27 protein-coding genes are annotated in these 24,967 nt (G+C 63.5%); 17 read left to right on the top strand and 10 right to left on the bottom strand.

Going from position 1 to position 24,967, the window contains the following annotated elements:
- Window positions 1–2 precede the first annotated feature (2 nt).
- Together rpiA and J1C52_RS06620 are read right to left on the bottom strand one after the other, a co-directional pair.
- Complete coding sequence (gene rpiA, locus J1C52_RS06625; RefSeq protein WP_227427144.1) at window positions 3–791, bottom strand: ribose-5-phosphate isomerase RpiA; 789 nt, start codon at window positions 789–791, stop codon at window positions 3–5.
- Window positions 792–851: 60 nt separating this feature from the next.
- The gene (locus J1C52_RS06620; RefSeq protein ID WP_227427143.1) at window positions 852–1,238 is read right to left on the bottom strand and encodes a c-type cytochrome; all 387 of its coding nucleotides are present in this window, start codon (window positions 1,236–1,238) and stop codon (window positions 852–854) included.
- Between the two features lie 131 nt (window positions 1,239–1,369).
- On the opposite strand from J1C52_RS06620, the gene J1C52_RS06615 reads away from it, so the two are divergent.
- From J1C52_RS06615 to cutA, 3 genes are all read left to right on the top strand, one after another.
- Entirely contained in the window at window positions 1,370–2,740 is a 1,371-nt protein-coding gene (locus tag J1C52_RS06615; RefSeq protein ID WP_227427142.1) for an L-serine ammonia-lyase, read from the top strand.
- A 129-nt stretch (window positions 2,741–2,869) separates the two neighbouring features.
- Window positions 2,870–3,841, top strand: coding sequence for a hypothetical protein (locus J1C52_RS06610; RefSeq protein ID WP_227427141.1), 972 nt, complete (start codon window positions 2,870–2,872; stop codon window positions 3,839–3,841).
- On the top strand, window positions 3,838–4,167 hold the full coding sequence (gene cutA / locus J1C52_RS06605) for a divalent-cation tolerance protein CutA (RefSeq protein ID WP_227427140.1): 330 nt from the start codon (window positions 3,838–3,840) through the stop codon (window positions 4,165–4,167). The genes J1C52_RS06610 and cutA overlap by 4 nt, the downstream gene beginning before the upstream one ends.
- Here cutA and J1C52_RS06600 read toward each other — a convergent pair.
- Window positions 4,149–4,562, bottom strand: a complete 414-nt coding sequence (locus J1C52_RS06600; RefSeq protein WP_227427139.1) for a VOC family protein — start codon at window positions 4,560–4,562, stop codon at window positions 4,149–4,151. The genes cutA and J1C52_RS06600 overlap by 19 nt on opposite strands.
- Before the next feature lie 209 nt (window positions 4,563–4,771).
- Here J1C52_RS06600 and ileS point away from each other — a divergent pair, with 209 nt between their 5' ends.
- From ileS to J1C52_RS06570, 6 genes are all read left to right on the top strand, one after another.
- Entirely contained in the window at window positions 4,772–7,648 is a 2,877-nt protein-coding gene (gene ileS / locus J1C52_RS06595; protein ID WP_227427138.1) for an isoleucine--tRNA ligase, read from the top strand.
- A gap of 62 nt (window positions 7,649–7,710) precedes the next feature.
- A complete protein-coding gene (locus J1C52_RS06590) occupies window positions 7,711–7,917 on the top strand; it encodes a DUF2798 domain-containing protein (protein WP_227427137.1) in 207 nt (68 codons plus the stop codon).
- A complete protein-coding gene (locus J1C52_RS06585; RefSeq protein WP_227427136.1) occupies window positions 7,896–8,171 on the top strand; it encodes a DUF3253 domain-containing protein in 276 nt (91 codons plus the stop codon). Before J1C52_RS06590 ends, J1C52_RS06585 begins: the two co-directional genes overlap by 22 nt.
- Before the next feature lie 25 nt (window positions 8,172–8,196).
- Window positions 8,197–8,862: an SDR family NAD(P)-dependent oxidoreductase gene (locus tag J1C52_RS06580; protein ID WP_227427135.1), complete on the top strand. Its 666-nt coding sequence runs from the start codon at window positions 8,197–8,199 to the stop codon at window positions 8,860–8,862.
- Entirely contained in the window at window positions 8,856–10,382 is a 1,527-nt protein-coding gene (locus J1C52_RS06575) for a cryptochrome/photolyase family protein (RefSeq protein ID WP_227427134.1), read from the top strand. The genes J1C52_RS06580 and J1C52_RS06575 overlap by 7 nt, the downstream gene beginning before the upstream one ends.
- A gap of 42 nt (window positions 10,383–10,424) precedes the next feature.
- Window positions 10,425–11,537: a pyridoxal phosphate-dependent aminotransferase gene (locus tag J1C52_RS06570; protein ID WP_227427133.1), complete on the top strand. Its 1,113-nt coding sequence runs from the start codon at window positions 10,425–10,427 to the stop codon at window positions 11,535–11,537.
- 11 nt (window positions 11,538–11,548) lie between these two features.
- Here J1C52_RS06570 and J1C52_RS06565 read toward each other — a convergent pair whose 3' ends face one another.
- Both J1C52_RS06565 and J1C52_RS06560 read right to left on the bottom strand, forming a co-directional pair.
- Window positions 11,549–12,214 (bottom strand): flagellar hook capping FlgD N-terminal domain-containing protein, encoded by a 666-nt coding sequence (locus tag J1C52_RS06565; RefSeq protein ID WP_227427132.1) that lies wholly within the window; start codon window positions 12,212–12,214, stop codon window positions 11,549–11,551.
- A gap of 39 nt (window positions 12,215–12,253) precedes the next feature.
- Window positions 12,254–13,597: a flagellar hook-length control protein FliK gene (locus J1C52_RS06560; protein WP_227427274.1), complete on the bottom strand. Its 1,344-nt coding sequence runs from the start codon at window positions 13,595–13,597 to the stop codon at window positions 12,254–12,256.
- 90 nt (window positions 13,598–13,687) lie between these two features.
- Here J1C52_RS06560 and J1C52_RS06555 point away from each other — a divergent pair, with 90 nt between their 5' ends.
- The 6 genes from J1C52_RS06555 (at window position 13,688) to J1C52_RS06530 (ending at window position 17,354) form a co-directional block, all read left to right on the top strand.
- Complete coding sequence (locus J1C52_RS06555; protein ID WP_227427131.1) at window positions 13,688–13,945, top strand: rod-binding protein; 258 nt, start codon at window positions 13,688–13,690, stop codon at window positions 13,943–13,945.
- 6 nt (window positions 13,946–13,951) lie between these two features.
- Window positions 13,952–14,293, top strand: coding sequence for a hypothetical protein (locus J1C52_RS06550; RefSeq protein ID WP_227427130.1), 342 nt, complete (start codon window positions 13,952–13,954; stop codon window positions 14,291–14,293).
- A 214-nt stretch (window positions 14,294–14,507) separates the two neighbouring features.
- Window positions 14,508–15,701 (top strand): flagellin, encoded by a 1,194-nt coding sequence (locus J1C52_RS06545; RefSeq protein WP_227427129.1) that lies wholly within the window; start codon window positions 14,508–14,510, stop codon window positions 15,699–15,701.
- Window positions 15,702–15,775: 74 nt separating this feature from the next.
- Complete coding sequence (gene flaF, locus J1C52_RS06540) at window positions 15,776–16,153, top strand: flagellar biosynthesis regulator FlaF (RefSeq protein WP_227427128.1); 378 nt, start codon at window positions 15,776–15,778, stop codon at window positions 16,151–16,153.
- Window positions 16,150–16,554, top strand: a complete 405-nt coding sequence (gene flbT, locus J1C52_RS06535) for a flagellar biosynthesis repressor FlbT (RefSeq protein WP_227427127.1) — start codon at window positions 16,150–16,152, stop codon at window positions 16,552–16,554. Before flaF ends, flbT begins: the two co-directional genes overlap by 4 nt.
- The gene (locus tag J1C52_RS06530; protein ID WP_227427126.1) at window positions 16,551–17,354 is read left to right on the top strand and encodes a DUF1217 domain-containing protein; all 804 of its coding nucleotides are present in this window, start codon (window positions 16,551–16,553) and stop codon (window positions 17,352–17,354) included. The genes flbT and J1C52_RS06530 overlap by 4 nt, the downstream gene beginning before the upstream one ends.
- Window positions 17,355–17,689: 335 nt before the next feature.
- Here the strand turns inward: J1C52_RS06530 and J1C52_RS06525 are convergent, their stop codons facing one another.
- From J1C52_RS06525 to J1C52_RS06510, 4 genes are all read right to left on the bottom strand, one after another.
- The gene (locus J1C52_RS06525; RefSeq protein ID WP_227427125.1) at window positions 17,690–18,787 is read right to left on the bottom strand and encodes an ABC transporter ATP-binding protein; all 1,098 of its coding nucleotides are present in this window, start codon (window positions 18,785–18,787) and stop codon (window positions 17,690–17,692) included.
- A gap of 4 nt (window positions 18,788–18,791) precedes the next feature.
- Complete coding sequence (locus tag J1C52_RS06520; RefSeq protein WP_227427124.1) at window positions 18,792–19,682, bottom strand: carbohydrate ABC transporter permease; 891 nt, start codon at window positions 19,680–19,682, stop codon at window positions 18,792–18,794.
- Window positions 19,675–20,544: a carbohydrate ABC transporter permease gene (locus J1C52_RS06515; RefSeq protein ID WP_227427123.1), complete on the bottom strand. Its 870-nt coding sequence runs from the start codon at window positions 20,542–20,544 to the stop codon at window positions 19,675–19,677. Before J1C52_RS06515 ends, J1C52_RS06520 begins: the two co-directional genes overlap by 8 nt.
- 97 nt (window positions 20,545–20,641) lie before the next feature.
- Window positions 20,642–21,880, bottom strand: a complete 1,239-nt coding sequence (locus tag J1C52_RS06510; protein ID WP_227427273.1) for an ABC transporter substrate-binding protein — start codon at window positions 21,878–21,880, stop codon at window positions 20,642–20,644.
- 192 nt (window positions 21,881–22,072) lie between these two features.
- Between J1C52_RS06510 and J1C52_RS06505 the strand changes: the two genes are divergently transcribed.
- Window positions 22,073–22,804, top strand: a complete 732-nt coding sequence (locus tag J1C52_RS06505) for a response regulator transcription factor (RefSeq protein ID WP_227427122.1) — start codon at window positions 22,073–22,075, stop codon at window positions 22,802–22,804.
- Entirely contained in the window at window positions 22,801–24,255 is a 1,455-nt protein-coding gene (locus J1C52_RS06500; protein ID WP_227427121.1) for a sensor histidine kinase, read from the top strand. The genes J1C52_RS06505 and J1C52_RS06500 overlap by 4 nt, the downstream gene beginning before the upstream one ends.
- A gap of 4 nt (window positions 24,256–24,259) precedes the next feature.
- Here J1C52_RS06500 and J1C52_RS06495 read toward each other — a convergent pair whose 3' ends face one another.
- The gene (locus J1C52_RS06495; RefSeq protein ID WP_227427120.1) at window positions 24,260–24,958 is read right to left on the bottom strand and encodes a c-type cytochrome; all 699 of its coding nucleotides are present in this window, start codon (window positions 24,956–24,958) and stop codon (window positions 24,260–24,262) included.
- Window positions 24,959–24,967: the final 9 nt, after the last annotated feature.

The following is a 24,967-nucleotide window of genomic DNA, read 5'->3' as shown; positions in this document are numbered from 1 at the left end:
TTCTAGAGGTCGTTGAAAATGTTGCTGGCCTCGGCCAGTTCGACCTGACGATGGCTGACCTGCGCCGACCCGTCCGACAGGTCGCGCAACTCGCAGGCCCCATCCGGATGGCCGATGATGACCTGATCGGCGATGTCCACGAACAGGCCGTTTTCCACCACGCCCGGTACCTGGTTCAACACCAGCGACAACTGGCGCGCGTTGCCGATGCGCCCAAGGCTCAAGTCCAGAATGTAGTTGCCTTCATCCGTGGTATAGGGCGCGTCGCCATTCATGCGAAGCGCGGTGCGGCGGTCCAGCACATCCATGCTGGCCAAAATTTCCTCGATCAGCGCTTTCGACGCCTGCCAGCCGAAGGGAATCACCTCTACCGGCAGCGGAAAGGCACCCAGCGCAGCGACTTCCTTGGCGGGGTCAGTGATGACGATCATCTGGTCCGATGCGGTGGCCACGATCTTTTCATGCAACAGCGCGCCGCCGCCGCCCTTGATAAGCGTCAGTTCGGCATCGAATTCGTCGGCACCGTCAATCGTCAGGTCCAGCCAGCGCGCTTCGTCCAGCGTGACCACGTTGATGCCCACCTCGCGCGCAAGCTCTGCCGTGCGCGTCGATGTCGGCACCGCGATGATGCGCAAGCCCTCATGCTTCACGCGCGCGCCCAGCCTGCGTACCAGCCACGATGCCGTGGACCCGGTTCCAAGCCCCACGCGCATCCCGTCCTTGACGAAATCGGCGGCACAATGGGCGGCCGCGTATTTGGCGCGGTCGATCGGGGTCATCTGGTCGGTCATGCAAAGCCCTCGTTAAGCTGTTGGCAGGGTTATAGGCGCTTCGCCGCCAAGGTTTAAGGCCTAATCGCCCGCCCTTTGAATGCTGCGCAGGTAGCTGTCGAGCGCCGCTATCTTTTCGGGCATCTCGCGCGACATGCCTCCCGGCAATTCCACACGGGTCAGCGGCCCGGTCAGCAGGTAGCCGAATTGCGGCATCTCGACCCCGGCATAAACGGCCTGGCCACGCGCATAGCCATCCAGCTTGTCCAGCACCATCGCCTGCGGATAGGTGCCGCCCGCCCGCAAGGCAAGACCGGTCAGGTCCGGGATCGTGCCGCCACCGCGCGCGTCCTGCCCGTGACATTGCACACAATTCTGCGCGAACAGGCTGCGTCCGGCCTGCGGGCTGGTGGTGGGTGAACAGGCGACAAGCGCCAGAAGCGGGGCAAGGGCGAGGAGCGGTTTCATGCCACAACCCTGCCTGAGCCGTGCGCATCTGCCAAGGGGTCTTGTTTGGTCGCCAAACTGTCGCTTCCCGGATTTGACCGCGCCCGATGGGCCTGTAACACTGGCGCTATAACGCGCGAGAGGGTTGGGCGATGTTTCTGTCGGTTTTCGACATGTTCAAGGTGGGGATCGGCCCGTCCTCGTCGCATACGATGGGGCCGATGGTCGCGGCCGCGCGCTTTCTGGACCATCTGCGCGGACTGCCCTTTGCCGTCGCGGGGCTGCGCGCCAGCCTGCACGGATCATTGGCCTTCACGGGCGTGGGCCATGCCACCGACCGCGCCGTCATCCTCGGGCTGGCGGGCTTCATCCCCTCGGCCTATGACGCAACCCGCGCAGAGGCGGAACTGACCCGTATTCAGGCCGATCACACGGTAGAGGTCGACGGGCTTGGCACCCTGCGCTTCGACCCGGCCACAGATCTGCACTTCGACTACGGCCCAGCCTTGCCCGGCCATGCCAACGGCTTGCGGCTGATGGCGACCGATGCCCAAGGCGACGTGATCGCGCAGGAAACCTACTATTCCATCGGCGGCGGCTTCGTCGTGACAGAGACAGAGCTGGGCGCAGAGCCACCCGCCCCCGTCACGCCCATCCCCTACCCGTTCGCCAGCGCGGCCCAGATGCTGAAGATGGCCCATGCCTCTGGCAAGAGCATTGCGCAGATGAAACGCGCGAATGAACTGGCGCATATGGGTCCGAATGCGCTGGACGAAGGCTTGCGCCGCATCTGGGCCGTGATGCGCGCCTGTATCGACCGGGGGCTGGACAGCGACGGCACCCTGCCCGGCGGGTTGAAGGTGAAACGCCGTGCCAAAGCCATCCGCGAAGCGCTGGAGCGCGAGCGCGGCCTGAACCTGACCGCGCCCCATGTCATCAACGACTGGATCAGCACCTACGCGATGGCGGTGAACGAGGAAAACGCCGCCGGGGGACAGGTTGTGACCGCGCCGACAAATGGCGCGGCGGGTGTTGTGCCCGCGACCATCCGCTACTGGCTGGACCATGTGCCCGGCGCGTCAGAGGCGCGCGTCGGCGAATTCCTGCTGACCGCTTCGGCCATTGGCGGGCTGGTCAAGCATAATGCGTCAATCTCTGGCGCGGAATGCGGCTGCCAGGCAGAGGTCGGCGCGGCCTCGGCCATGGCGGCGGCAGGGCTTGCCGCCGTGCTGGGCGGCACGCCCGAACAGATCGAAAACGCCGCCGAAATCGCGCTGGAGCATCATCTGGGCATGACCTGCGATCCGGTCAAAGGGCTGGTTCAGGTGCCCTGCATCGAGCGCAATGGCTTGGGCGCGATCAAGGCGGTGTCCGCCGCGTCGCTTGCGCTGCGCGGCGACGGCACGCATTTTATGCCGCTGGACAATTGTATCGAAGCGATGCGCCAGACCGGGGCAGACATGTCGGAAAAATACAAGGAAACGGCCTTGGGCGGGCTTGCGGTGAATATTCCAAACTGTTGAAATTAGGCTCATTCGTGGATTCCTGCACTTATGACCAACTCCCAGCCATGCAGCGTTATGACAAGATGAAATGGCTTTGCGCCGATCCGCGTCTGCCCCTATCATAGGCGCGTTGTCGAAGGGGCGCAGATGGGAACGATCCGCAATATCCTGATCGTGGCGCAAGACGGGCGGCTGCAATACGAGGCGCTTCTATTCGCCGCCAGCCTGCGCCATTTCCCGGAAAACCGCGATCTGCGGCTGGTCGTGGCAGAGCCGCAACCGGGGCCGCTTTGGCCTGACGACCCGCGCATAAGCCGCCCCGCCATTCGCCGAGAATTGCGGGCCTTGGGTGCGGATATCGTGCCGCTGCACAGCAAGCATTTCGGCGCGCGTTACCCGCAGGGCAACAAGCTGGAGGCGCTCGCGCTCTTGCCCAAAGCCGAGCCTTTCGCCTTTTTCGACACCGACACGCTTGTGACCGGGCCGCTTGCTGACGTGGTGGCGGTGCCGCCCACGGCCTCGCAACGGGTGGAACCCACATGGCCCCGCGAACCGCTATATGGCCCCAGCACCGCGCAGATCTGGGGTGCGCTGTACGACCGCTTCGGGCTGGACATGGCGCAAACGCTCGACACGCGCTTCGGCGCGGATGACTGGCGGCGCTACCTGTATTTCAACGCGGGCTGGTTTACCGGCACCTGCCCGCACAGCTTGGGCGCGCGCCTGCTGGACTATGCCGCGCAGATCGAACGCGACCCGCCGCCGGAACTGGCGACACAGGCGCTATTCCCGTGGCTGGACCAGATCGTGCTGCCCTTGGCGATCGCGGCAGAGGGCGGCGGGCGGCGTGACACGGGCCTCGACGGTGCGAAATCGCTGCATTACCGCGCCTTGCCAGAGATCTACGCCTACGGTTCCGACCAAGCCGTCGCGACTCTCGAAGCGGTCACGCGCGCCCCGCATTTGTGGGACATCTTCAACCAGTATGTTTCGTTCCGGCGCATGATCTTCAAGGAAAACGGCCCGGCTTTGCGCCAGATCATGGCCGCGCGGCCCACGCCCCTGAAATATTTGGCTCGCAAGGCAGCAATCATGGATGCGGGGCATTGGGTGCGATGACCGATTTTCTGGAAGTGGAAGTCACCTGCCCGGACGAGGACAGCGCGCGCAGGATTGCCCGCGCGGCGCTCAAGGCGCGGCTGGTGGCCTGCGCCAATATCCTGCCCGGCGTGGAAAGCCTGTTCCATTGGCAGGGGCAGATCGATTCCGAGAGTGAAGTCCTCTTGCGCCTGAAAACCCCCGCCGCGCTGTTCGATGCGCTGTGCGAGGTGATCGCGACGCATCACATCTACCGCCTGCCCGCGATCACCGCCCTGCCCATCGCGGCTGTTGGCCCCGGCGTGGCGGAATGGATCGCAGAGGAATGTCAGCTGGCAAAGACCTGATCGGCGCTGGCATAGCCCTTCACCTCTATCGGGTTGCCCGACGGGTCGCGGAAAAACATCGTCCATTGCTCGCCCGGCTGCCCTTCGAACCGCAGCGTCGGCGGGATCACGAAATCGACACCCGCCGCTTTCAGCCGGTCGGCCAGCGCGCGAAAGCGGTCCACGTCCAGCACCAGCCCGAAATGCGGCATCGGCACCATATGCTCGCCCACCTTGCCCGTGGGCGCGTTGGCGAAAGGCTCGCCCAAATGCAGGCTGATCTGGTGGCCGAAAAAGTCGAAATCCACCCAGGTTTCGGTGCTGCGCCCCTCGGCACAGCCCAGCACATCGCCGTAGAAGGCACGCGCTTCGGTCAGGTCACGAACATGATAGGCAAAGTGAAAGGGCATCAGCATGGGTCATCCTCCGGTTTTGGCCCAGAGCTAGCGGAGCGGGCGAAAACAGGCAAGCGCCCCTCTGGACCCCGCGCGCGCCCGACCCTATAAGGCGCGCATGTTCTTCATAGCGATCATCCAGCGAATTAGCGTCCCGGCACTCTGACGCGCCCGGAGTGCCGGGTCAAAACTGCGCTTGCCCGTCAAATTCCCAACCAGAGATCGCTGATATGACCGACTACAAAGACACCCTGTTTCTGCCTGAAACCGACTTCCCGATGCGCGCGGGCCTGCCTGCCCGCGAACCCGACTGGCTGGCCCGGTGGGAACGCCTTGGCATCTATGACCGCCTGCGCGGATCGGCCGAAGGCCGCAAGCCCTTCATCCTGCATGACGGCCCCCCCTATGCGAACGGCCATCTGCATATCGGCCACGCGCTGAACAAGGTGCTGAAAGACTTCATCACCCGCAGCCAGCAAATGCTGGGCCGCGATGCGCGCTATGTGCCGGGCTGGGATTGCCACGGCCTGCCGATCGAGTGGAAGATCGAAGAGAAATACCGCGCCGAAGGCTTGGACAAGGACGCGGTCGACGTGGTCGATTTCCGTCAGGAATGCCGCCGCTTCGCCGCCGGCTGGATCGACGTGCAGCGCGAGGAATTCAAGCGTCTGGGCATCACCGGGAAATGGGATGACCCTTACCTGACCATGGACTACCACGCCGAGGCCGTGATCGCGGACGAGTTCATGAAGCTCGTGATGAACGGCTCGCTCTATCAGGGGTCCAAGCCCGTGATGTGGTCGCCGGTCGAGAAAACCGCGCTGGCAGAGGCCGAGGTCGAGTATCACGAACATACGTCGCATACGATTTGGGTGCGGTTTGGGGTCGTCGCGGGCGCGCTTGAGGGCGCGTCTGTGGTCATCTGGACCACCACCCCCTGGACCATCCCGCAAAACCGCGCCGTGTGCTTCGGCCCCGGCATCGCCTATGGCCTTTATGAAGTGACCGAGGTTCCCGAAGGCGCAAAGATGGATGCCGGCGAGAAGGTCATCTTGGCCGATGCGCTGGCCGAAAGCGCCTTTGCGGCGGCCAAGGTCACGGCGCAACGCCTGCGCGATGTGTCGGCGGATGAACTCGCCGCGCTGACCCTCGCCCACCCCTTACGGGGTGTCGAAGGCGCAAATGGCGAATGGGATTTCGACGTGCCCATGCTGCCCGGCGACCATGTCACCGATGACGCGGGCACCGGGTTCGTCCACACCGCCCCCAGCCATGGCGATGACGACTATCAGGTGGGCCTCAAACACGGCCTGCCGATGACCTATAACGTGCTGGAAGACGGCAGCTACCGCGCCGATCTGCCGCTGTTCGGCGGCGAGGTCATCATCAAGCCCGACGGCAAGGAAGGCGGCGCAAACGTGGCCGTCATCAAGCAACTGGCCTATGCCGGCGCGCTCTTTGCCAAGGGCAAGCTGCGCCATAGCTACCCGCATAGCTGGCGTTCGAAAGCGCCGCTGATCTACCGCAACACCGCGCAATGGTTCGCCGCCATCGACAAACCGCTCGATGACGGGATGGGTGAATATGGCGACACGATCCGCAAGCGCGCGCTGGAATCCATCGACCGGCTGGTGAAATGGACGCCCCAGACCGGGCGCAACCGTCTGTATTCGATGATCGAGAACCGCCCCGACTGGGTGCTGTCGCGCCAGCGCGCATGGGGTGTGCCGCTGACCTGTTTCGTGAAAAAGGGCGCGAAACCGACCGACCCCGACTTCCTGCTGCGTGACCCGCAGGTCAACGCCCGCATCAAGGCCGCGTTCGAGAAAGAGGGGGCGGATGTTTGGTATGTGAAAGGTTTTAAGGAACGTGTCCTTGGAAACCTGCATGACCCCGAAGCCTATGAGCAGGTTTTTGACATTCTGGACGTGTGGTTCGACTCTGGTTCTACCCATGCTTTCGTGCTGCGTGACCGCGCGGATGGCAGCCCCGACGGGATTGCCGACCTTTATCTGGAAGGGACCGACCAGCACCGCGGCTGGTTCCATTCGTCGATGCTGCAAGCCTGCGCGACCAAGGGCCGCGCGCCTTATCGCGGCGTGCTGACCCATGGCTTCACGCTGGACGAGAAGGGCATGAAAATGTCCAAATCACTGGGCAACACCGTCGCCCCGCAAGAGGTGATCGACCAATACGGTGCGGACATCCTGCGGCTTTGGGTTGCGCAATCGGACTACACGGCGGATTTGCGCATCGGCAAGGAAATCCTGAAAGGGGTGGCCGACAGCTACCGCCGCCTGCGCAACACGCTGCGCTTCATGCTGGGCAACCTGTCGGGCTGGTCCGAGGACGAGCGCGTCGCGCCCGCCGACATGCCCGAGTTGGAGCGCCTGATCCTGCACCGCATGGCTGAGCTGGATGGAGTGGTCCGCAAGGGCTACGACGCCTATGACTTCCAGGGCGTGTTCCAGGCCTTGTTCAATTTTGCAACAACCGACCTGTCAGCCTTCTACTTTGACGTGCGCAAAGATGCACTTTACTGCGATGCGCCGGGCAGCCTGCGCCGCCGCGCGGCGCGCACCGTGCTGGACCTGCTGTTCCACCGCTTGGTGACATGGCTAGCCCCGATCCTGCCTTTCACCATGGAAGATGTGTGGCTGTCGCGCTTCCCGTCCGAGGATGACAGCGTGCACCTGCATGATATTCCGGCCACGCCCACAGACTGGCTGGACCCCGATCTGGCTCAGCGCATGAAGACCCTGCGCATGTTGCGCCGTGTCGTGACCGGCGCGCTGGAAGAAGAGCGCCGCGCCAAGACCATCGGCGCAAGCCTGGAGGCCGCGCCGGTGCTGCACCTGCCTGATGCGCAAGCGCAGGTCGTCACAGATCCAGAGGCATTTGCCGATCTGTGCATCACTTCTGGCATCAGCCTCAGCACTGACCCCGCCCCCGAAGGCGCGTTCACGCTGGACGATGCCCCCGGCGTGGCCGTGGTCTTTGCCCGCGCGGACGGCGAAAAATGCCAACGCTGCTGGAAAATCACGCCCGATGTCGGAAGCCACGCCCACCCGCACACATGCGCGCGATGCAGCGCTGCCCTTGGGTGACAAGCCTTGCCCGATAACATATTCGCACTATTGATTGTGTTATCGGGCAAAAAGGGACAGCCATGAAACTGCGTATTCTGACCGGCGTGCTGATGGGCACGATCATGTCTTTCATCATGTCGGGTTTTATCACGGCCGTGAATACGGGGCTGGGAAGCGGCTATATCGGGCGTTGGGCCTATGCTTGGGCGGTGGCTTGGGTCATCGCGGTGCCCTTGGCCGTTCTGGTTGGCCCCTATGCGCGCAAATGGGCCGAGAAACTGGCCTGAGCGACTTGCGCGCGGCGCTTCTGACGCTTGCACAGGAACGTGGGACGGGCAAAAGCTTTTGCCCGTCCGAAGCCGCCCGCATGCTTGCTGCCGATTGGCGGCCCCTGATGCCACAGCTGCGACAGGTTGCAGCGCAGTTGCAGGATGAGGGGCTGCTGCAAGCCACGCAAAAAGGCCACCCCGTCCATCCGCTAGCCGCGCGCGGGCCGATCCGGCTGACGCTCGGCTCTGGACCGCGCCGCCCCCTGCCCTAGCTGCTCCCTTCAAGCAGGAGGCGATATGAAACAGGCACTTATCATCGGCGCATCGGGCGGGATTGGCCGCGCCTTGGTCGCGGAATATCGGGCACGGGGCTGGCAGGTCACGGGCCTGTCACGCAGCGAACACGGGTTCGACGTGACCGATGCGGCATCGGTCAACACCCATCTGTCGGCGCTGGATGGCCCGTTTCAGCGCATCATCATCGCCACGGGCGCGCTGGAAATCGGCGCACACGGCCCGGAGAAAGCCCTGAAACAGATCACCCCCGAAGGCATGGCCGCGCAATTCGCGCTGAACGCGACCGGCCCGGCACTGGTTCTGGCCCATGCCGCGCGCCTTTTGCCGCGCGATGAGGCGTCGGTCGTCGCGGCACTTTCGGCGCGCGTCGGATCCATTGCCGATAACCGCGCGGGCGGATGGCACAGCTACCGCGCGTCGAAAGCGGCGCTGAACCAGATCGTCCGAGGGGCAGCGATCGAATTGGCGCGCAGCCACAAACACGCGGCTTGCGTGGCGCTTCATCCCGGCACGGTGGCGACGAAATTCACCGAGAAATACCTGGGCCGACATCCCGCGGTTGCCCCCGACCACGCCGCCCGGCGCTTGGCCGATGTGATGGATGGGCTTGGCCCCGACCAGACCGGTCAATTCTACGACTATTCGGGGACAAGCGTGCCATGGTGAAGCTGGTTCTGGTGCTGGGCGACCAATTGTCCAAAGGGCTGTCGGCGCTGGCAGAGGCAGACCCGACCCGCGATGTCGTCGTCATGGCCGAAGTCGCATCCGAGGCGGGCTATGTTCCCCACCACCCCAAGAAGATCGCCTTCACCTTCACCGCCATGCGCAAATTCGCGGCAGCTTTGCAGGCGGATGGCTGGCGCGTGGCATATACTCGGCTGGAGGACGAGGGCAATGCAGGCTCCATTCCCGCGGAACTGCTGCGCCGCGCCGAGGAATTCGGCACCGACACGGTGCTGGCGACCGAACCCGGCGAGTGGCGGCTGATCGACGCGATGCTAGAATTGCCGCTGAAAGTTACCCTGCTCGAAGATACCCGCTTCCTCTGCTCGCACCGCGAATTCGAGGCTTGGGCCGAGGGCCGCAAAGCCCTGCGGATGGAATATTTTTACCGCGAGATGCGCCGTAAAACGGGGCTGTTGATGGACGGTGACAAGCCCGCCTGCGGCAAGTGGAATTTCGACCATGACAACCGCAAACCCGCCAGTGGCGATTTGTTCCGCAAAGCCCCGCCCCAAGCGCGCGGCGATGAAGTGCTGGACAAGGTGCTCGATCTGGTCGAGGCGCGCTTTCCCGACAATTTCGGCACGCTGCGCCCCTTTCACTTTCAAACCGACCGTGCCGGTGCCCTGCGCGCGCTCGATCATTTCATCACCCATGCCTTGCCCGATTTCGGCACCTATCAGGACGCGATGCTGCAAGATGACCCGTATCTTTATCACGCGGTCATCGGGCTGTATCTGAACGCGGGGCTGCTGACCCCGCTAAAGGTATGCGAGCGCGCGGCACAAGCCTATGCGGACGGGCACGCGCCGATCAATTCGGTCGAAGGGTTCATCCGTCAGATCATCGGCTGGCGCGAATTCATCCGTGGTGTCTATTTCCTTGAAGGGCGCGACTACCCGCGTCGCAATGCGCTGAACCACCAGCGCAAGCTACCCGCCCTTTACTGGGGCGCAGACACCCATATGAATTGCCTGAAACACGCGGTCGGCCAGACCCGCGATCTGGCCTATGCGCATCATATCCAGCGCCTGATGGTCACCGGCAATTTCGCGCTTCTGGCGGGCATTAACCCGACAGAGGTGCATGAGTGGTATCTGGCAGTCTATGCCGATGCCTATGAATGGGTCGAAGCGCCCAACACCGTGGGCATGTCGCAATTCGCCGATGGGGGTGTCGTAGGGTCGAAACCCTATGTCAGTTCTGGCGCCTATATCGACCGCATGTCGGATTATTGCGGGTCGTGCCACTACCGGGTGAAGGACAAGACCGGGCCGCGCGCTTGCCCGTTCAACTTGCTCTACTGGCATTTCCTGATCCGCCACCGTGACCGGTTCGAGGGCAATCCGCGCATGGGGCAGATGTATCGCACCTTCGACCGCATGGCCGATGACAAGCGCCGCACCGTTCTGGCAGAGGCGGATGCCTTTCTCGACAAGCTGGCCAGCGGCGCGACCGTGTAGCGCGGGCTTGCCCTGTTGCGCGCCGTGACCTATGCCAATGCTATGAAAACGCCTCGTTTCAACCCGATTGTTGCTGACCTGCCCGCAACCGTGCCCTTTGTCGGGCCAGAGGCGCATATCCGCGCCAATGGCCGCCCCTTCAAGGCCCGGATCGGGGCCAATGAAAGCGGGTTCGGCCCATCGCCCAAGGCTGTTCAGGCCATGTGCGACACCGCTCCCGAGGTGTGGATGTATGGCGATTCCGAGGTGCACGACCTGCGCGTGGCGCTGGCTGCGCATCATGGCGTGACGCCCGCGCATATTACCGTGGGCGAAGGGATTGACGGGCTTTTGGGGCTTTTGGTGCGGATGATGGTGGCGCCGGGCGACCCTGTCGTCACTTCTGACGGGGCGTATCCGACCTTCAACTACCATGTGGCGGGGTTTGGCGGGGTGTTGCACAAGGTGCCCTACCGCGACGACCATGAAGACCCCGGCGCGCTGCTGGCCCGCGCCGAAGCGGTGCAGGCGAAACTTCTGTATTTCTGCAACCCCGACAACCCGATGGGCACATGGCACAGTGCCCGCGTGGTCGAGCGTATGGCCAAAGCCGTCCCCGACGGCACGCTTATGGTGCTGGACGAGGCCTATATTGATGCCGCCCCCGATGGCACCGCGCCCCAGATCGACCCGGATGACCCGCGCGTGATCCGGATGCGCACCTTCTCGAAGCTTTACGGGCTGGCGGGGTTGCGGGTTGGGTATGCCATCGGCGCGCCTGCGCTGATCGCGATGTTCGACCGCATCCGAAACCATTTCGGCATGGGACGGATTGCACAAGCCGGGGCCTTGGCGGCGCTGGCCGATCAGGACTGGTTGGCGCATGTGCAGCGCGAACTGGCGAGTGCAAAGGCGCGCATTGCGCAGATCGCGGCGCAAAACGGGCTGTATGCGCTGCCCTCGGCCACAAGTTTCGTGGCGCTCGATACCGGGCGCGACGGGGCCTTTGCCAAGGCGTTGGTCGACGCGCTGATAGCGCGCGACGTGTTCGTGCGTATGCCCTTCGTCGCGCCGCAAAACCGCTGCATCCGCGTCAGCGCCGGGCCGCCCGCCGCAATGGACGAATTCGCCACGGCCCTGCCGCAGGCGCTGGCTGCGCTGACCGCCTCGAGCTAGGTGCCCCGTGGTCACGCGGGGCTGATGGCGACAGGGTCGCGCAGGCCGATAACATCGTCGCTGCTGATGATATGGCCGCCTTCCAGCACCAATAGCGTCATCCCGGCATCCGAACGGGCCTCTCGCACGTTGGAGTATCCGAGAACCGGGTTCTCGCCCAATTCCGTATCGTCCTGGTAGCTGACCATGGTGAAGGAATAGTATTCTCCCTCGCGGATGACGCCGTTATCGGGCGGAACTTCGAACAGGATCTCGGACGACGCGGGATCGACCGGGTAGCGCCCGATCTCGGCGCCGTTGGCATCGGTGACGACAAGCTCGGCCCGGTTTGCACCGGCCACTTCCGGCGGGACAAGCTGAAGCGGGCTGCCATCGAAGCGAAGCGGTGCCGCGCTCAGCACGTCGCGCCCGACCCATGAGGCCAGCTCTGACAGGCCCATCCGACCGGCAAGCTGTGTCAGAAGCTGGTTCGTCTGCACCTGCTGCTCGACCCCGGAGAAGGTTGCAAGCTGGGCCGCGAAATCGGATGACTGGATCGGCTCCAGCGGATTCTGGTTCTGGATCTGCGCGGTCAGCATGGAAAGAAACGTCTGGAAATCACCAGCATTCACGCTGCCCGACCCGGTTTGCGACGGGCTGGGGCGAGAGGTCATTGCAGGGGCAAGTGGGTCAAGCATGGGCAATCTTTCGAAGTAAAAGTTTCACGAAATTCGCGCCTAGATGCGCAAATCGAGGCCGCTGGTTCGGGCTGCGTTGGGCGGGGCGGCGATCTCGACCAGGGCCGCGTTTTCGGCAGTCATTCCGAAGACGGAAGCGGGGCGACCCGGCCTGTCGCTCTGCCCGCGGCCCTGCTCGCCAAAGCTGAAACTGGCCTGCTCATAACCAAGCTCGGACAGGGCGCGCGCAAGCAGCGTGATATTCTTGCGCAGCAGATCCAGCGTTTCCGGCCGCTCGCCAGAGATGACTACCTGCAAGCCAATGTCGGATTGATGCATCTGGATCCGCACCCGGCCCAGTTCATCTGGCGAGAGCGTAATCTCGATCTGATCGCCGGGTGCGGTCGCAATAGCTTGTGCCACCTGTGCCGCGCTGCTTTGCGCCACGGGCAGCGCTGTCGCGGCCGTCATCGAGCCGGGGCCACTGGGCGGCGGTGCGACACGAATGCCATCCGCACCAACGTCGAAGCCGGCGGGCAGGGCTTCGCCCCCGGCGATCGCAGCGCCAGGCAGCATTTGCTCCGCCATCGGTCCGGGGACGGGCAGTGCCAAAGCGGGTGACGGGCGCAAATTCTCGGAGGCTTGGGGCAGCTTGCTTTGGGACGCGCGCGCCTCTTGCGCCGTGAGTTCTTTTTCCAGATCACGCCAACCGAACGGAGCGCGGAACGGCTGAACGAAGCCCTGTGACGGCCCGACGGGCGGCGTGGCAGTCTTCCCCTCCTTTACCGCAAGAACAGGCGTAAGCATTGGCGATGAGACGCGCTCATCCATTCCGCCAGGCAACTCTATCCGAGCGGCAACCGTCATGCCGCCCGACGAGTGCGCCGAAAAAGCCCCCGGCGATCCGGGAGCGACCGGCGAGAGGATTGCTCCAATCGGGCCGCTGGGCACTGTTTTGACAGGCGAAAAGCCGTCAGAACGCGCCGCGATCACGGGCGTTTGCGCGATAGGCTGGTCATCCGTCACAGCAACCGGGCCAGCCGGGAGCGTTTGAGCAACCATGACAATCCCCTCCCCGGCGGCCTGAACGGACAACGCATCGCCCTCGATAGCCTCCGCCGACAGTAACGTAGGCGCAACCGAATGCGGCGCTTGCGTGGGCAGGTCTTCAGTCGGCAACGCAACCGCAGTCTCTGGCGGGTTTTCATCACCCTCGGCCCGGCCGCGTCCGCCTGCCCGCGCCCCGACATCCGTCAAAGGGGCATGCCCCTTGGCGGGAAGCGCACTGTCCTGAAACTGTCGCAGGAAAGCCGCGCCGTCGCCCAAGACCGGGGCGGCGTTTCCAGACGTTTCCTTACCGGCCCGAATCGGCACCCGGTCCATAGGTATAACGGTGTTCTGCATCAGCACCTCCTGCACCGAGCTTGGCACAAAGGGCTTACCGAATCTTTACCGAGAGGCGGGATCATGCCCGCAGTCTTAACGGAGAGAACCATGATCGACCCCATCAGCCCGAATATGTCACGCGCTGTGCCGCAGGCGCGCCTGACCAGCGCGGCGCAAGCCTTCGAGGCCGCGTTCCTGTCACAAATGCTATCCGCTGCCGGTGCCGGAAAAACAGAAGCCTTCGGCGGCATCGGCGAGGCGCAATTCGCGTCATTCCTGGTGGACGCACAAGCCGAACGAATCGCCCAGCGCGGCGGCATCGGGCTGGCGGAAACGATCATTCGTCACTACTCACAAAAGGATTGAACCACGATGCAAGACCCGACCCCCATTCAGGACATCGAAACACTTCTGGCAGCAGAGAAAACGGCCCTTCTGTCGGGCGATTTGTCCGGTCTCGAAACCATCGCCACCGCGAAAGAAGACCTTGTGACGCGGCTGGGCAAGACGCGCCTTGTGTCATCCGATTTATCACGATTGATCGCCTTGTCGCGCGCGAACGCAGCCCTGTTGCAGGCCGTCATGCAAGCCTTGAAGGACACGAAATCGCTTCTCATACAGGCGCAAACCCCCCCGGAAACACGGTCCTATAATGCCGACGGGGCGCGTGAAAGCCTTGACACGGGCCCAGGCAGGCTGGCGCACAAGGCGTAGCGCACGCTTTGTTAACCAAGGGCGCAGAAAAGCGGCACCGCCACGAAATTGCCGTATTTCCTTCACGACTTCTCAACTTATGGCGGCCAAATATGGGCCTGTCGAAAGAAAGCTCGATCGGCCCGAAATCAGGTCGCCTGCAGAATGCACTCATACGCGCCGGATCCGGCGCATCCTCTCAATGTGCAAAACGCACCGATATGAAGGAACTATCATGTCCAGCATTCTGACGAACAACAGCGCAATGGTCGCGCTGCAAACCCTGCGCGGCATCAACAAGGGTCTGGCACAGACTCAGACCGAAATCTCGACCGGCAAAACGGTCGGCTCGGCCCGCGACAACGCCGCTGTCTGGTCCATCTCGAAAACGATGGAATCCGATGTGAAAGGCTTCAAGGCTATCTCTGACAGCCTGTCGCTTGGTTCTTCGACCATCGGCGTTGCACGCCAAGCTTCGGAAACGGTGACTGACCTGCTGACGCAGATGAAAGGCCTGATCGTCGCGGCGCAGGAAGAAAACGTCGACCGTGGCAAGATCCAGACCGACATCGCGGCACTTAGCGAACAAGTCGAATCTGTGGTCAATGCTGCGCAATTCAACGGCCTGAACCTGCTGACCAATAACGCGACCGTTTCGGTCCTGTCTTCGCTTGACCGCTCAAGCACTGGCGTGAGCACCAGCACAATTGACGTCGTGGGCCAAGATATGTCCACCGGCGGATACACCGCCAAAGCGGCCTTCTCACTGACGACCGGCACCGCTTCGGCCAACCAAGACCGCGCGGCCTTCTCGCTGGATGGCGGCGGCGGCACGGAAACCCTGACCATCGAAGACCCGACCTATGAAGCTGGCGACAAGATCAGCCTGCGCATTGGCGATCAGACCGTGTCCTACACTGTCAGCCAGGCCGATGTGGACGCGACCACCACCGCCGATATCGTGGCCGTGGGCCTGAAAAACGCGATCGACAGCCTTGGAATCGACGGGCTGGAGGTCGATTACGACAGCGGCAACGCGGGCGAGCTGGTTTTCACCAATAACGGCACCGACGATGTGTCAGTGACGGCCCAGTTCAAGAACGCAGGCTCCGGCGATCTGGCAACGCTCAGCACCATCGACGTTGAAACCGATGCGGCCGGTGCCTTGGCCACAATCGAATCGTTGATTGAAACCAGCATCGACGCCGCGGCAAGTTTTGGCTCGGCGCAGATGCGCATCGACACCCAGGCGGAATTCGTCAGCAACCTGACGGACTCTCTGACCTCGGGCATCGGCAGCCTTGTGGATGCGGATATGGAGGCGACCTCGGCCCGCCTGCAGGCGCTTCAGGTTCAGCAGCAGCTGGCAACCCAATCGCTCTCGATTGCGAACCAGCAACCGCAGAACATCCTGTCCCTGTTCCGCTAACAGACCAGGCGTGGGCCTCCTTCTTTGGGGGCCCACCCGCTCGTGACTTTGGAACAGATTTCAGGGGATAGCGAATGAACGCCCATGCAAAGGCGCTTGCCGCCTACGGCACACCGACAAATGCTCACAAGACGCCACGCTCGATCGAATATGACGTCTTCGCCCAGATCACAGCCAGATTGCGCGATGCACGGGCCGGTGGCTCGAAAAGCTTCCCGCAGCTCGTCTCGGCACTTCATCAGAACCGCAAATTATGGAGCGAGCTGGCCTTCGACCTTGCCAATCCCGGTAACCAGCTTCCCGATGGCTTGCGGGCACAATTGTTGGGCCTTGCGCAATTCACGCTCAATCACACCGATGCCGTGGTGAAGGGCATGGCCGATGCAGAGGTTCTGATCGACCTCAACATCGCGATCATGCGCGGCCTGAAAGGTCAAGGAGATCTATCATGACCGGCCTTGTCATTCGTCTTGCCCCACGCGAACGCGTTTTGCTGAATGGCGCGATTATCGAAAACGGCGACAAGCGCACAAGCTTGTCGATCAAGACTCCCAACGCGAACGTGCTGCGCTTGCGCGATGCAATCCATCCCGATGACGCGAAGACGCCCGTAAAGCGAACCTGCTATCTGGCGCAGCTTATCTTGTCCGGCGATGGAGCGCCCGAGGAGTTGCAGAAACCGCTTCTGCGCGCGATCGAACAGCTCAGCCAGGTTTTCCTGGATATCGACAGCAGCCGCCACCTGAATGACGCGACAAATGCCGCGCTGGCGGGCGAATATTACCAAACGCTGAAGGCGCTGCGCAATTTGCTGCCACGAGAGGCACGGCTACTGGCCGCGCAACGGGTATGAGCTTTCAGCCGATCATTCCGGTCGGAGGGGTCGTTGGCTGGGAGTTTCTGAAACGCACCCAGGTCCGCCAGCAAGAGAGCTTTGCCCGCAGCCCCGCGGTCGAACAAGCCACGAATTCGTTCATTCGGGATTTCGGCAAGATCAACACCGCCGATGACCTGGTCGGAAACAGGCGGGCACTATCAGTCGTCTTGGGGGCTTTCGGGCTTCAGGATGACCTCGACAATCGGGCCTTTATCCGCAAGGTTATCACCGATGGCGTGAGTGACCGCTCTGCCTTGGCCAACCGTCTGGCGGACAAGCGCTACCTCGCGCTCGCGCAAGAGATGGCGCATCTCGCTCCGGGTGGCACGGGCACGCCCGCCGCCGGTCTGGCCGAGAGCCTTGCGCGCCGTTACCAGGCGTCGGAATTCGAAGTGGCCGTTGGCAACAGCGACGAGACCATGCGCTTCTCGCTCGCCTTTGCCCGGAAGATGCCGGAAATCGCCGACAGCCTGCGCTCCGACACGGCGCGCTGGTATCAGGTCCTGGGCGACCCGCCGACGCGGCGGGTGATGGAAACCGCCTTGGGCCTGCCGAAGGAGTTTGCCGCGCTGGACATCGACGAGCAGGTCAAACGTCTGCAAAGCGCTGTGTCCAAAAGGTTCGGCACCGATGATATGCGCGAACTGGCGGCGCCCGAGATGGTTGAAAAGATCACGCAACGCTTTCTGCTGATGGACCAGCTGCGAGAGACCCAGGCCGGGATGAGTGGGGCCGCCGTGGCCCTGACGCTCTTGTCGAACCTGCGCGCCGGGTAATGCAAGCGTTGTGCCAACCCTGCCTCGCGCGTCGGGGAAGGCAGGGCAGCGCAGCCAAACCGCCCCGTAAGCCTGCCGAAAGATGTCGCCGCCAAGCGACATGCGCCAACCGGCACAAGGCAGGTAGCACGGGCCAAGCGGTGCACAGGCGAGCGCAGTATGGCCGTACTGACAGTCAGATCAGGGAACAGAGCCGCCCGATACCGGCACCGCACAACGGCGAGAGCCAAATCGCAGCATAGGCGCCCGCCTATTTTTCAAAAAGCGCAGTCGCAGGCGACGCGGCGATATTGGCACCGCCTCACGCGACCCGTAGCTTGCAAACGGTCGGGGTTTTAGCCCAACCGTTCGCCGGTTTCCGGCGCGAAATAGGACGCTTTCGACAGATCGAAGCGGAATTCCAAAGTCTCGCCCGCCCGTGCCAAGGTATCCGCCGAAAGCCGCGAGGTGACTTCCTTGCCACCCAGCCGGGCCACCACGAACGTGTCGGCCCCGGCGGGTTCGACCACTTCGATCCGCACCTCTCCGGCTTGCGACGCCTCGCCCGGCCGTTTGCTGGCTTCGTGCATGTCTTCGGGCCGCAACCCCAGCAAGATATCGCCCGACACGCCCGACGGGCGCGGGTCATGCAGCCGCAAGGGATCGGCCCCATCGCGGGCGATCTCGATCATGCTGCCGGTGCCATCGGGCTGCGCCCGTGCCGGGATCAGGTTCATCGCCGGGCTGCCCATGAAATCGGCCACGAAGGTATTGGCCGGGCGTGTATAGATCTCATGCGGGGTGCCGATCTGCTGGATGATGCCGCCTTTCATGACCACGATCTTGGTGGCAAGGGTCATCGCTTCGATCTGGTCATGCGTCACATAGACCATGCTGGCACCCAAATCCTGATGCAAGCGCTTGATCTCCGTGCGCATTTCCACGCGCAACTTGGCATCTAGGTTCGAGAGAGGCTCGTCGAACAAAAACAGCGCGGGATCACGGACCAAGGCGCGCCCCATCGCGACACGCTGGCGCTGGCCGCCCGACAACTGCCCCGGACGGCGGTTCAGAAGCGGCTCTATCTGCAATTGCCGCGCCACTTCGGCCAGTTTCGCGGCCTGCGTGGCCTTGTCCACGCCGCGCACCTGCATCCCGAAGGTGATGTTGCGCGCAACGGACATGGTCGGGTAAAGCGCATAGCTTTGGAACACCATCGCGATGTTGCGGTCCTTGGGGCTGACCTCTGTCATGTCTTGCCCCGCGATGCGGATCGAGCCGCCCGAGATCGGCTCCAGGCCCGCGATGCAGTTCAGCAGGGTCGATTTCCCGCAGCCCGACGGCCCCACCAGTACAAGGAATTCGCCCTTGTCGATGCTAACATTGATGTCTTTCAGGATTTCGGTCGTGCCATAGCTTTTGAACAGGCCGTCGACCTCTAGAATAGCAGACATGGAATTACCCTTTCACAGACCCGGCGGTCAGCCCGCGGATGAAGTATTTCCCGGCGACGACATAGACCAGCAAGGTCGGCAGCGCGGCGATGATCGCGGCGGCCATGTCGACATTGTAGGCTTTGACGCCGGTGGTGGAGTTGACGATGTTGTTCAGCGCGACCGTGATCGGCTGGGTTCCAGCCTGGCTGAAGGACACCCCGAACAGGAAATCGTTCCAGATCTGGGTGAATTGCCAGATGACCGTGACCACGATGATGGGCAGCGACAGCGGCAGGAAGATGGACCAGAAGATGCGGAAGAAGCCCGCGCCGTCGATTTTCGCGGCCTTGGTCAGTTCCGCCGGGATCGTCACGTAATAGTTGCGGAAAAACAGCGTGGTAAAGCCGATCCCGTAGATCACATGCACGAAGATCAGCCCCGGAATGGTGCCCGCGATATTCAGAATGCCGAGCGTGCGCGCCATCGGCAGCAGCACCACCTGGAACGGGATGAAGCAGCCAAACAGCATCAGCGCGAAGATGATATTAGCACCGCGAAAGCGCCATTGCGCGACCACATAACCGTTCATCGCCCCAAGGATGGTCGAGATCAGAACCGCCGGCACCGCCAGCAGCACCGAGTTCCAGAAATAGGGCCGCAACCCTTCGCATTGGATGCCGGTGCAGGCACCCGACCACGCGGTGCGCCATGCCTCCAGCGTCACCTCGCGCGGCAGGGCGATCAGGCTGCCGGTGCGGATTTCTTCAAGGCTTTTGAGCGAGGTCGTGACCATCACGAATAGTGGCAGCAGATACCACAGCGCAAAGACCGTCAGCATCAGATACAGCCCCCAGCGCAGTGCGATTTTCAGCGCGCGCGACTGGGTGGGCGGGGCGTAGGGAACATCAGTCATTTTTCGCCCTCAATTCGGAATAGAGGTAAGGAACGACGATCGCGAAAACGATCATCATCATGACCATCGCGCTGGACGCCGCCTGCCCGATGTCTCCGCGCGAAAACGCCATCGCATACATGTAGGTGGCCGGCAGGTCGGTCGCGTAGCCGGGGCCGCCGCCGGTCAGTGCGATGACCAGATCGAAGCTTTTGATCGCCAGATGCGACAGCACGATGAAGGCCGACAGGAAGATCGGCGCCATCGAGGGAATGATGATCGCGGTATAGATGCGGTGGGTCGGGATACCATCGACCTGCGCGGCCTTGATGATCTCGCCATCGACCGAGCGCAGACCGGCCAGAAACAGCGCCATGACAAAGCCCGACGCCTGCCAGACGCCCGCGATGACAACGGTATAGATGGCCATGTCGGGATCGGTAATCCAGTCGAAGGTGAAGTCCTCGAACCCCCAGCCGCGCACCATCGCTTCCAGCCCAAGGCCGGGGTTCAGCATCCATTTCCACGCGGTGCCCGTCACGATCAGCGACAGCGCCATCGGATACAGGTAGATCGTGCGCAGCACGCCTTCGGTGCGGATTTTCTGGTCAAGGAAAATGGCCAGCAGCAGGCCCAGCAGCATGGAAATGCCGATAAACAGCACGCCAAACACGAACAGGTTGTTGAGCGCGACCTCCCACCGGGGAGAGGCGAAAAGCCGTTCATACTGGATGGTGCCGACCAGGTCGTAATTCGGCAGCAGGCGCGAGCGGGTGAAGCTGACCCAGGCCGTCCAGCCGATAAAGCCGTAGACGAACAGAAGGGCCGCGATAAAGCTGGGTGCCAGAACAAGCTTCGGCACATGGCGTTCAAGCCATTGCATGGGAAGCCTCCTTCGGGGTGAGGGGTGCGGCGCGCGCGACGCAACGCGGCGCGGCAAGGGATGGGCCGGGAAATACGTGTTCCCCGGCCCGGTTGGCTTACATCGAGTTTGCGACCGCGTCAGCCAGCATGGCGACCGCGTCTTCCGACGACATGTCGCTGTTGAAATGCGCCGTCACGACATCGGTGATCGCGCCAGCCTGCGCACCGCGCAGCGCCATGCCATGAGCATAGGACGGCAGCAGAGAGCCTGCTTCCGACGTGGCCGCCATGTCATTTGCCGACAGAACGGCGCAGCTGTCGAACTCGTCCAGCGCGACATCGCTACGCACCGGGATGGAGCCTTTGTTCAGGTTGAACACTTTCTGGAAGTTCTGACCCACGATCAGCTCTGCCAGCAGGTTCTGGCCTGCAACCGCGTCTTCGCCTTCGACGTCGAACATCGCGAAGCTGTCGACGTTATACAGGTAGCCGTCACCGGGGGTCGAGGCGCAGAGGAAATCCTCGCCCGGCACTTTGCCCGCGGCCAGGAATTCGCCCTTGGCCCAGTCGCCCATGATCTGGAAGGCGGCTTCGCCATTCATGACCATCGCGGTGGCAAGGTTCCAGTCACGGCCCGAGAAATTGGCGTCCACATAGCCGCGCATGGTGCGCATCTGGTCGAACACCGCTTTCATCGTGTCGGATTGCAGCGCGTCCATGTCCAGATCGATCAGCGCCGAGCGGAAGAACTCTGGCCCGCCAACGCCCAGCACGACGGTTTCGAACACGGTCGCGTCCTGCCATGCCTGACCGCCATGCGCGAGCGGCGTGATGCCAGCCGCTTGCAGCTTTTCGGCGGCGGCGTTGAATTCGTCCCAGGTGGTGGGCATGGCGATGCCGTGCTCGTCCAGAATGGCCTTGTTCGCCCAGACCCAGTCCACGCGGTGCACGTTCACGGGGGCCGCACACCAGGTGCCTTCACACTGCATATGGCCTGCGATGGATGCCGGCAGGATATCGGCCCAGCCTTGTTCCTGCGCCACCGCAGAGATGTCGGCCAGAACGCCCTCTTCATACCATTCCTGAATGGCCGGGCCTTTCAGTTGCACGGCCGTGGGCGCATTGCCTGCCAGCACGCGGGCACGCAGCGCGGTCATTGCCGCATCGCCGCCACCGCCCGCGACGGGCATGTCGGTCCAGCTGCCGCCACGGCTTGCAAATTCTTCCTGCAACACGGCCACGGCGCGGGCTTCGCCGCCCGAGGTCCACCAATGCAGAACTTCTGCCTGCGGCTCTGCCAGCGCAGCGCCAGCCATGCAGAAAGACGCGACCGAAGTCGCAAGGATCATCTTCATAGTCATGTCATCCTCCCAGATGGTAGGCGGGACATCCGCCACACGCGGCAAGTTTGGCGCAGCCCCCGGCCCGCGTGCAACAGGCTTGAACCCGCGGCAGAGCGGATTTTCGGGCCGCTTGTTACAGGCTGTTACAAAACCCCGCGTCTTGGTGCTAAACCCGATCCAGTCACAGCGTCTTGGAGAACGAAGATGGCCATTTCCCGCCTGCTTGTGGTCGATGACGACAAGGAGATGTGCGCCATGATGGTGGGCTGGTTGCAGCGCAACGGCTTTGCCGTGGTTGGCGCGCATGACGGCGCGGGCGTGTTGCAGCAGATGGACTCGGGGCGCGTGGACCTGATCTTGCTGGATGTCATGCTGGGGGATGAAAGCGGGCTGCGCATCTGCCAGCAATTGCGCAAGGATCACGATGTGCCGGTCATCATGGTCTCGGCGCTGTCGGCGGATGACCATCGCATGGCGGGCTATCGGTCGGGGGCGGATGACTATATCGCCAAACCCTTCAACCCCGATCTGTTGGTGGCCCGAGTGCGCGCGGTGCTGCGGCGCACACGGCGCGCGGCATCGCTGGCCTATCGGCGGCAGGCGCGTGTCTATCGCTTCGCAGGCTGGCGCTATGACACGCGCGAGCCGAGCGCCCAAGCACCGGGCGGCTACGAGGTCGCGCTCTCAGCGCGCGAGCGGCAATTGTTGCAGGTGTTCCTCGCGAACCCGGAAATCCCGCTCTCTCGCGAGGAAATCGCAGAAGCCATGGACGTTCTGGGCGAAGGCGCGTCCGACCCCGCCGAGGGCCGCGCCATCGACATGCTGGTCGGTCGGCTGCGCAGCAAGCTGGAAGACGCGCCCAAGGATCCCACTCTGATCCGAACCGCGCGCGGTATTGGCTATGTTCTGTCCTGCCCGGTCGAGGCGGAAACATGACCACCACCCTGCGGGCTTGGGCCAGCATCTGGATCGTTGCGGCCATGGCGACAGGTGTGGCGGCTGCGTGGCTGTGGCTGTCCTCGACCCATGCGTGGCAGGACCATCTGGACCGGGCGGCGCAGATGGGCCACACTCTGGCCGCAACCGTTCTGCTGGACGCGCCGCTGCCGCCAGAGGTCAGGCTGATCGCGCTGGGGCGCGCGGCTGCGGGCGCGCCCCCGCCCGGCGCGGATGACGCGGGGCTGCCCGCGTCCTCGCGCATAACCTCGGTCGCGTTTCGCCAGCCCGGCCCGGACGGGGCCGAACAGGGCGGCGGCGCGCGGTTGCAGGTGCAGGTGGTCAGCCCGAGCCTGCAATACCCCGTGGCCAACCTGGGCAGCCAGACCGGTGCCTATGATGGCATGGCAGCCTTGTCGCGCAACCTCGCGCAGCTTTGCTCTGACCCGGTTTTGTTCCTGCGCGCCGATAGCGGCACATGGTGGCGCGCCGAAAGCCCGCTTTGGTCTTGCGATGCGCAACCGCGCGACTGGCGCATCGGCGCGCTTTTGCTGGCGGCGCTGGCGCTGATGATGCTGCTCAGTCATGCCGCCGACATGACCGGCGGTTTTCGCGACTTTGCCCAAGCCTTGGCGCAGCGCCGCCGCCCCGGCGACACCGCCGATATGGCCCTGACCGGCCCCGAGGAATTGCGCGCCACGATTTCCGCAGTCAATGGCTACCTTGCGGATGAACGCGCGCGGCTCGCGCGGCGTGCGATGGTGCTGTCGGGCGTCAGCCATGACCTTGGCACGCCCGCCACGCGCCTGCGCCTGCGCGCCGCGCTGATCGAGGATGAAACCCTGCGCGCGCGGTTCGAGGCCGATCTGGACCGCATGGGCGCCATGATCGAAGAAGTTCTGACCTTCACCCGTGCCGAGATCGCCGCAGAGCCACTGCGCGAGTTTTGCCTTGCCGCGCTGACCGAGGCCGTGGTCGATGATTACCACGACACCGGCCGCCCCGTGACGATGACGTTTACCGCGCCCGCCAGCATGGACACCGCGCAAACCGTCTTTGCGCTTGGCAGGCGTCGCCGCATGAACCTGCCCGAAACGCGCCGATTGCTGTTCACCGGCCGCCCGCTCGCGCTGGAGCGGGCGCTGTGCAACCTGATCGAGAACGCTCTGAAATACGGGCGGCGGGCCGATGTCACCCTGAGCGCCACGTCTGAACGCGTGTTGCTGGACGTGCAGGATGCCGGGCGCGAGCTGGATGCCGATGCCCTGCGCCGCCTGACCGACCCGTTTCAGCGCGGCGAGAACCTTGCCGATGCCGATGGCACGCCGATTTCCGGCTTCGGCATGGGGCTAAGCATTGTCGCCACGATTGCCGCGCAGCACGGGGGCGAGCTGGAATTCGAGCAACGCCCCCAAGGCCTGTGCGCGCGGATCGTTTTGCCGCGCGGCTAACGGGTCAGCCCTGCCCCTGCGCGGCAAGAAAGCCGATGATGTTGATCCGCTCTTGTTCCGTCCGCACGCCCGGATAGGCCATGCGGTTGCCGGGCAGGTAGTCGTCGGGATTGGTCAGCCAGGCATTCAGGCGTTCAGGCGTCCAGATACCGCCCGCGTCTTGCAAGGCGCTGGAATAGCGCCAGTTCTCAACCGAACCCACTGCGCGGCCCACGATGCCGACCAGGTGCGGACCGCCCGCGTTCCGCTCGGTCGCGTATTGGTGGCAGGTCGCGCATTGGCGAAAGGCGCTTTCGCCCGCGTCGATATCGGCACTGGCCAGCAGCGCAGAGCTTTCCAGCCAATCGGTTGTGCCGGTCTCCTCTGCGGCTGTGTCCTCTGCGGCGGGGTCGGCAGCGGCCGGTTCCGGGGCTTCGGCAAGCTCTGTCGCCACTGCGGTGCTGTCGGCTTCGACCGGCGCATCTTGGGCGGCGACCTCTTGCGCAGCGGGTTCCGGTTCGTTGGGGGCGACCGCGACCTCTGTCCCCTGCTCTTCCACGGCAGGGGCTTCGGCCACTTGCGGCGCAGCAGACGGTTCTGGCCCATCCATGAAGCTGCGCGCAGTCACCAGCAGCAGCAACAGTGCGAAACTGGCAACGACGCCCAAGCGCAGGAATTTGTCGGCGGGGGGCATGTTCTCTATCGGGTCGGGACGCGGGGACATGTTCACCTC

Source organism: Roseibaca sp. Y0-43 (genome assembly GCF_020667835.1).
Classification (GTDB): domain Bacteria; phylum Pseudomonadota; class Alphaproteobacteria; order Rhodobacterales; family Rhodobacteraceae; genus Roseinatronobacter.
The sequence above is the reverse complement of the archived record's forward strand: the minus strand, read 5'-3'. Positions and strand labels throughout refer to the sequence as shown.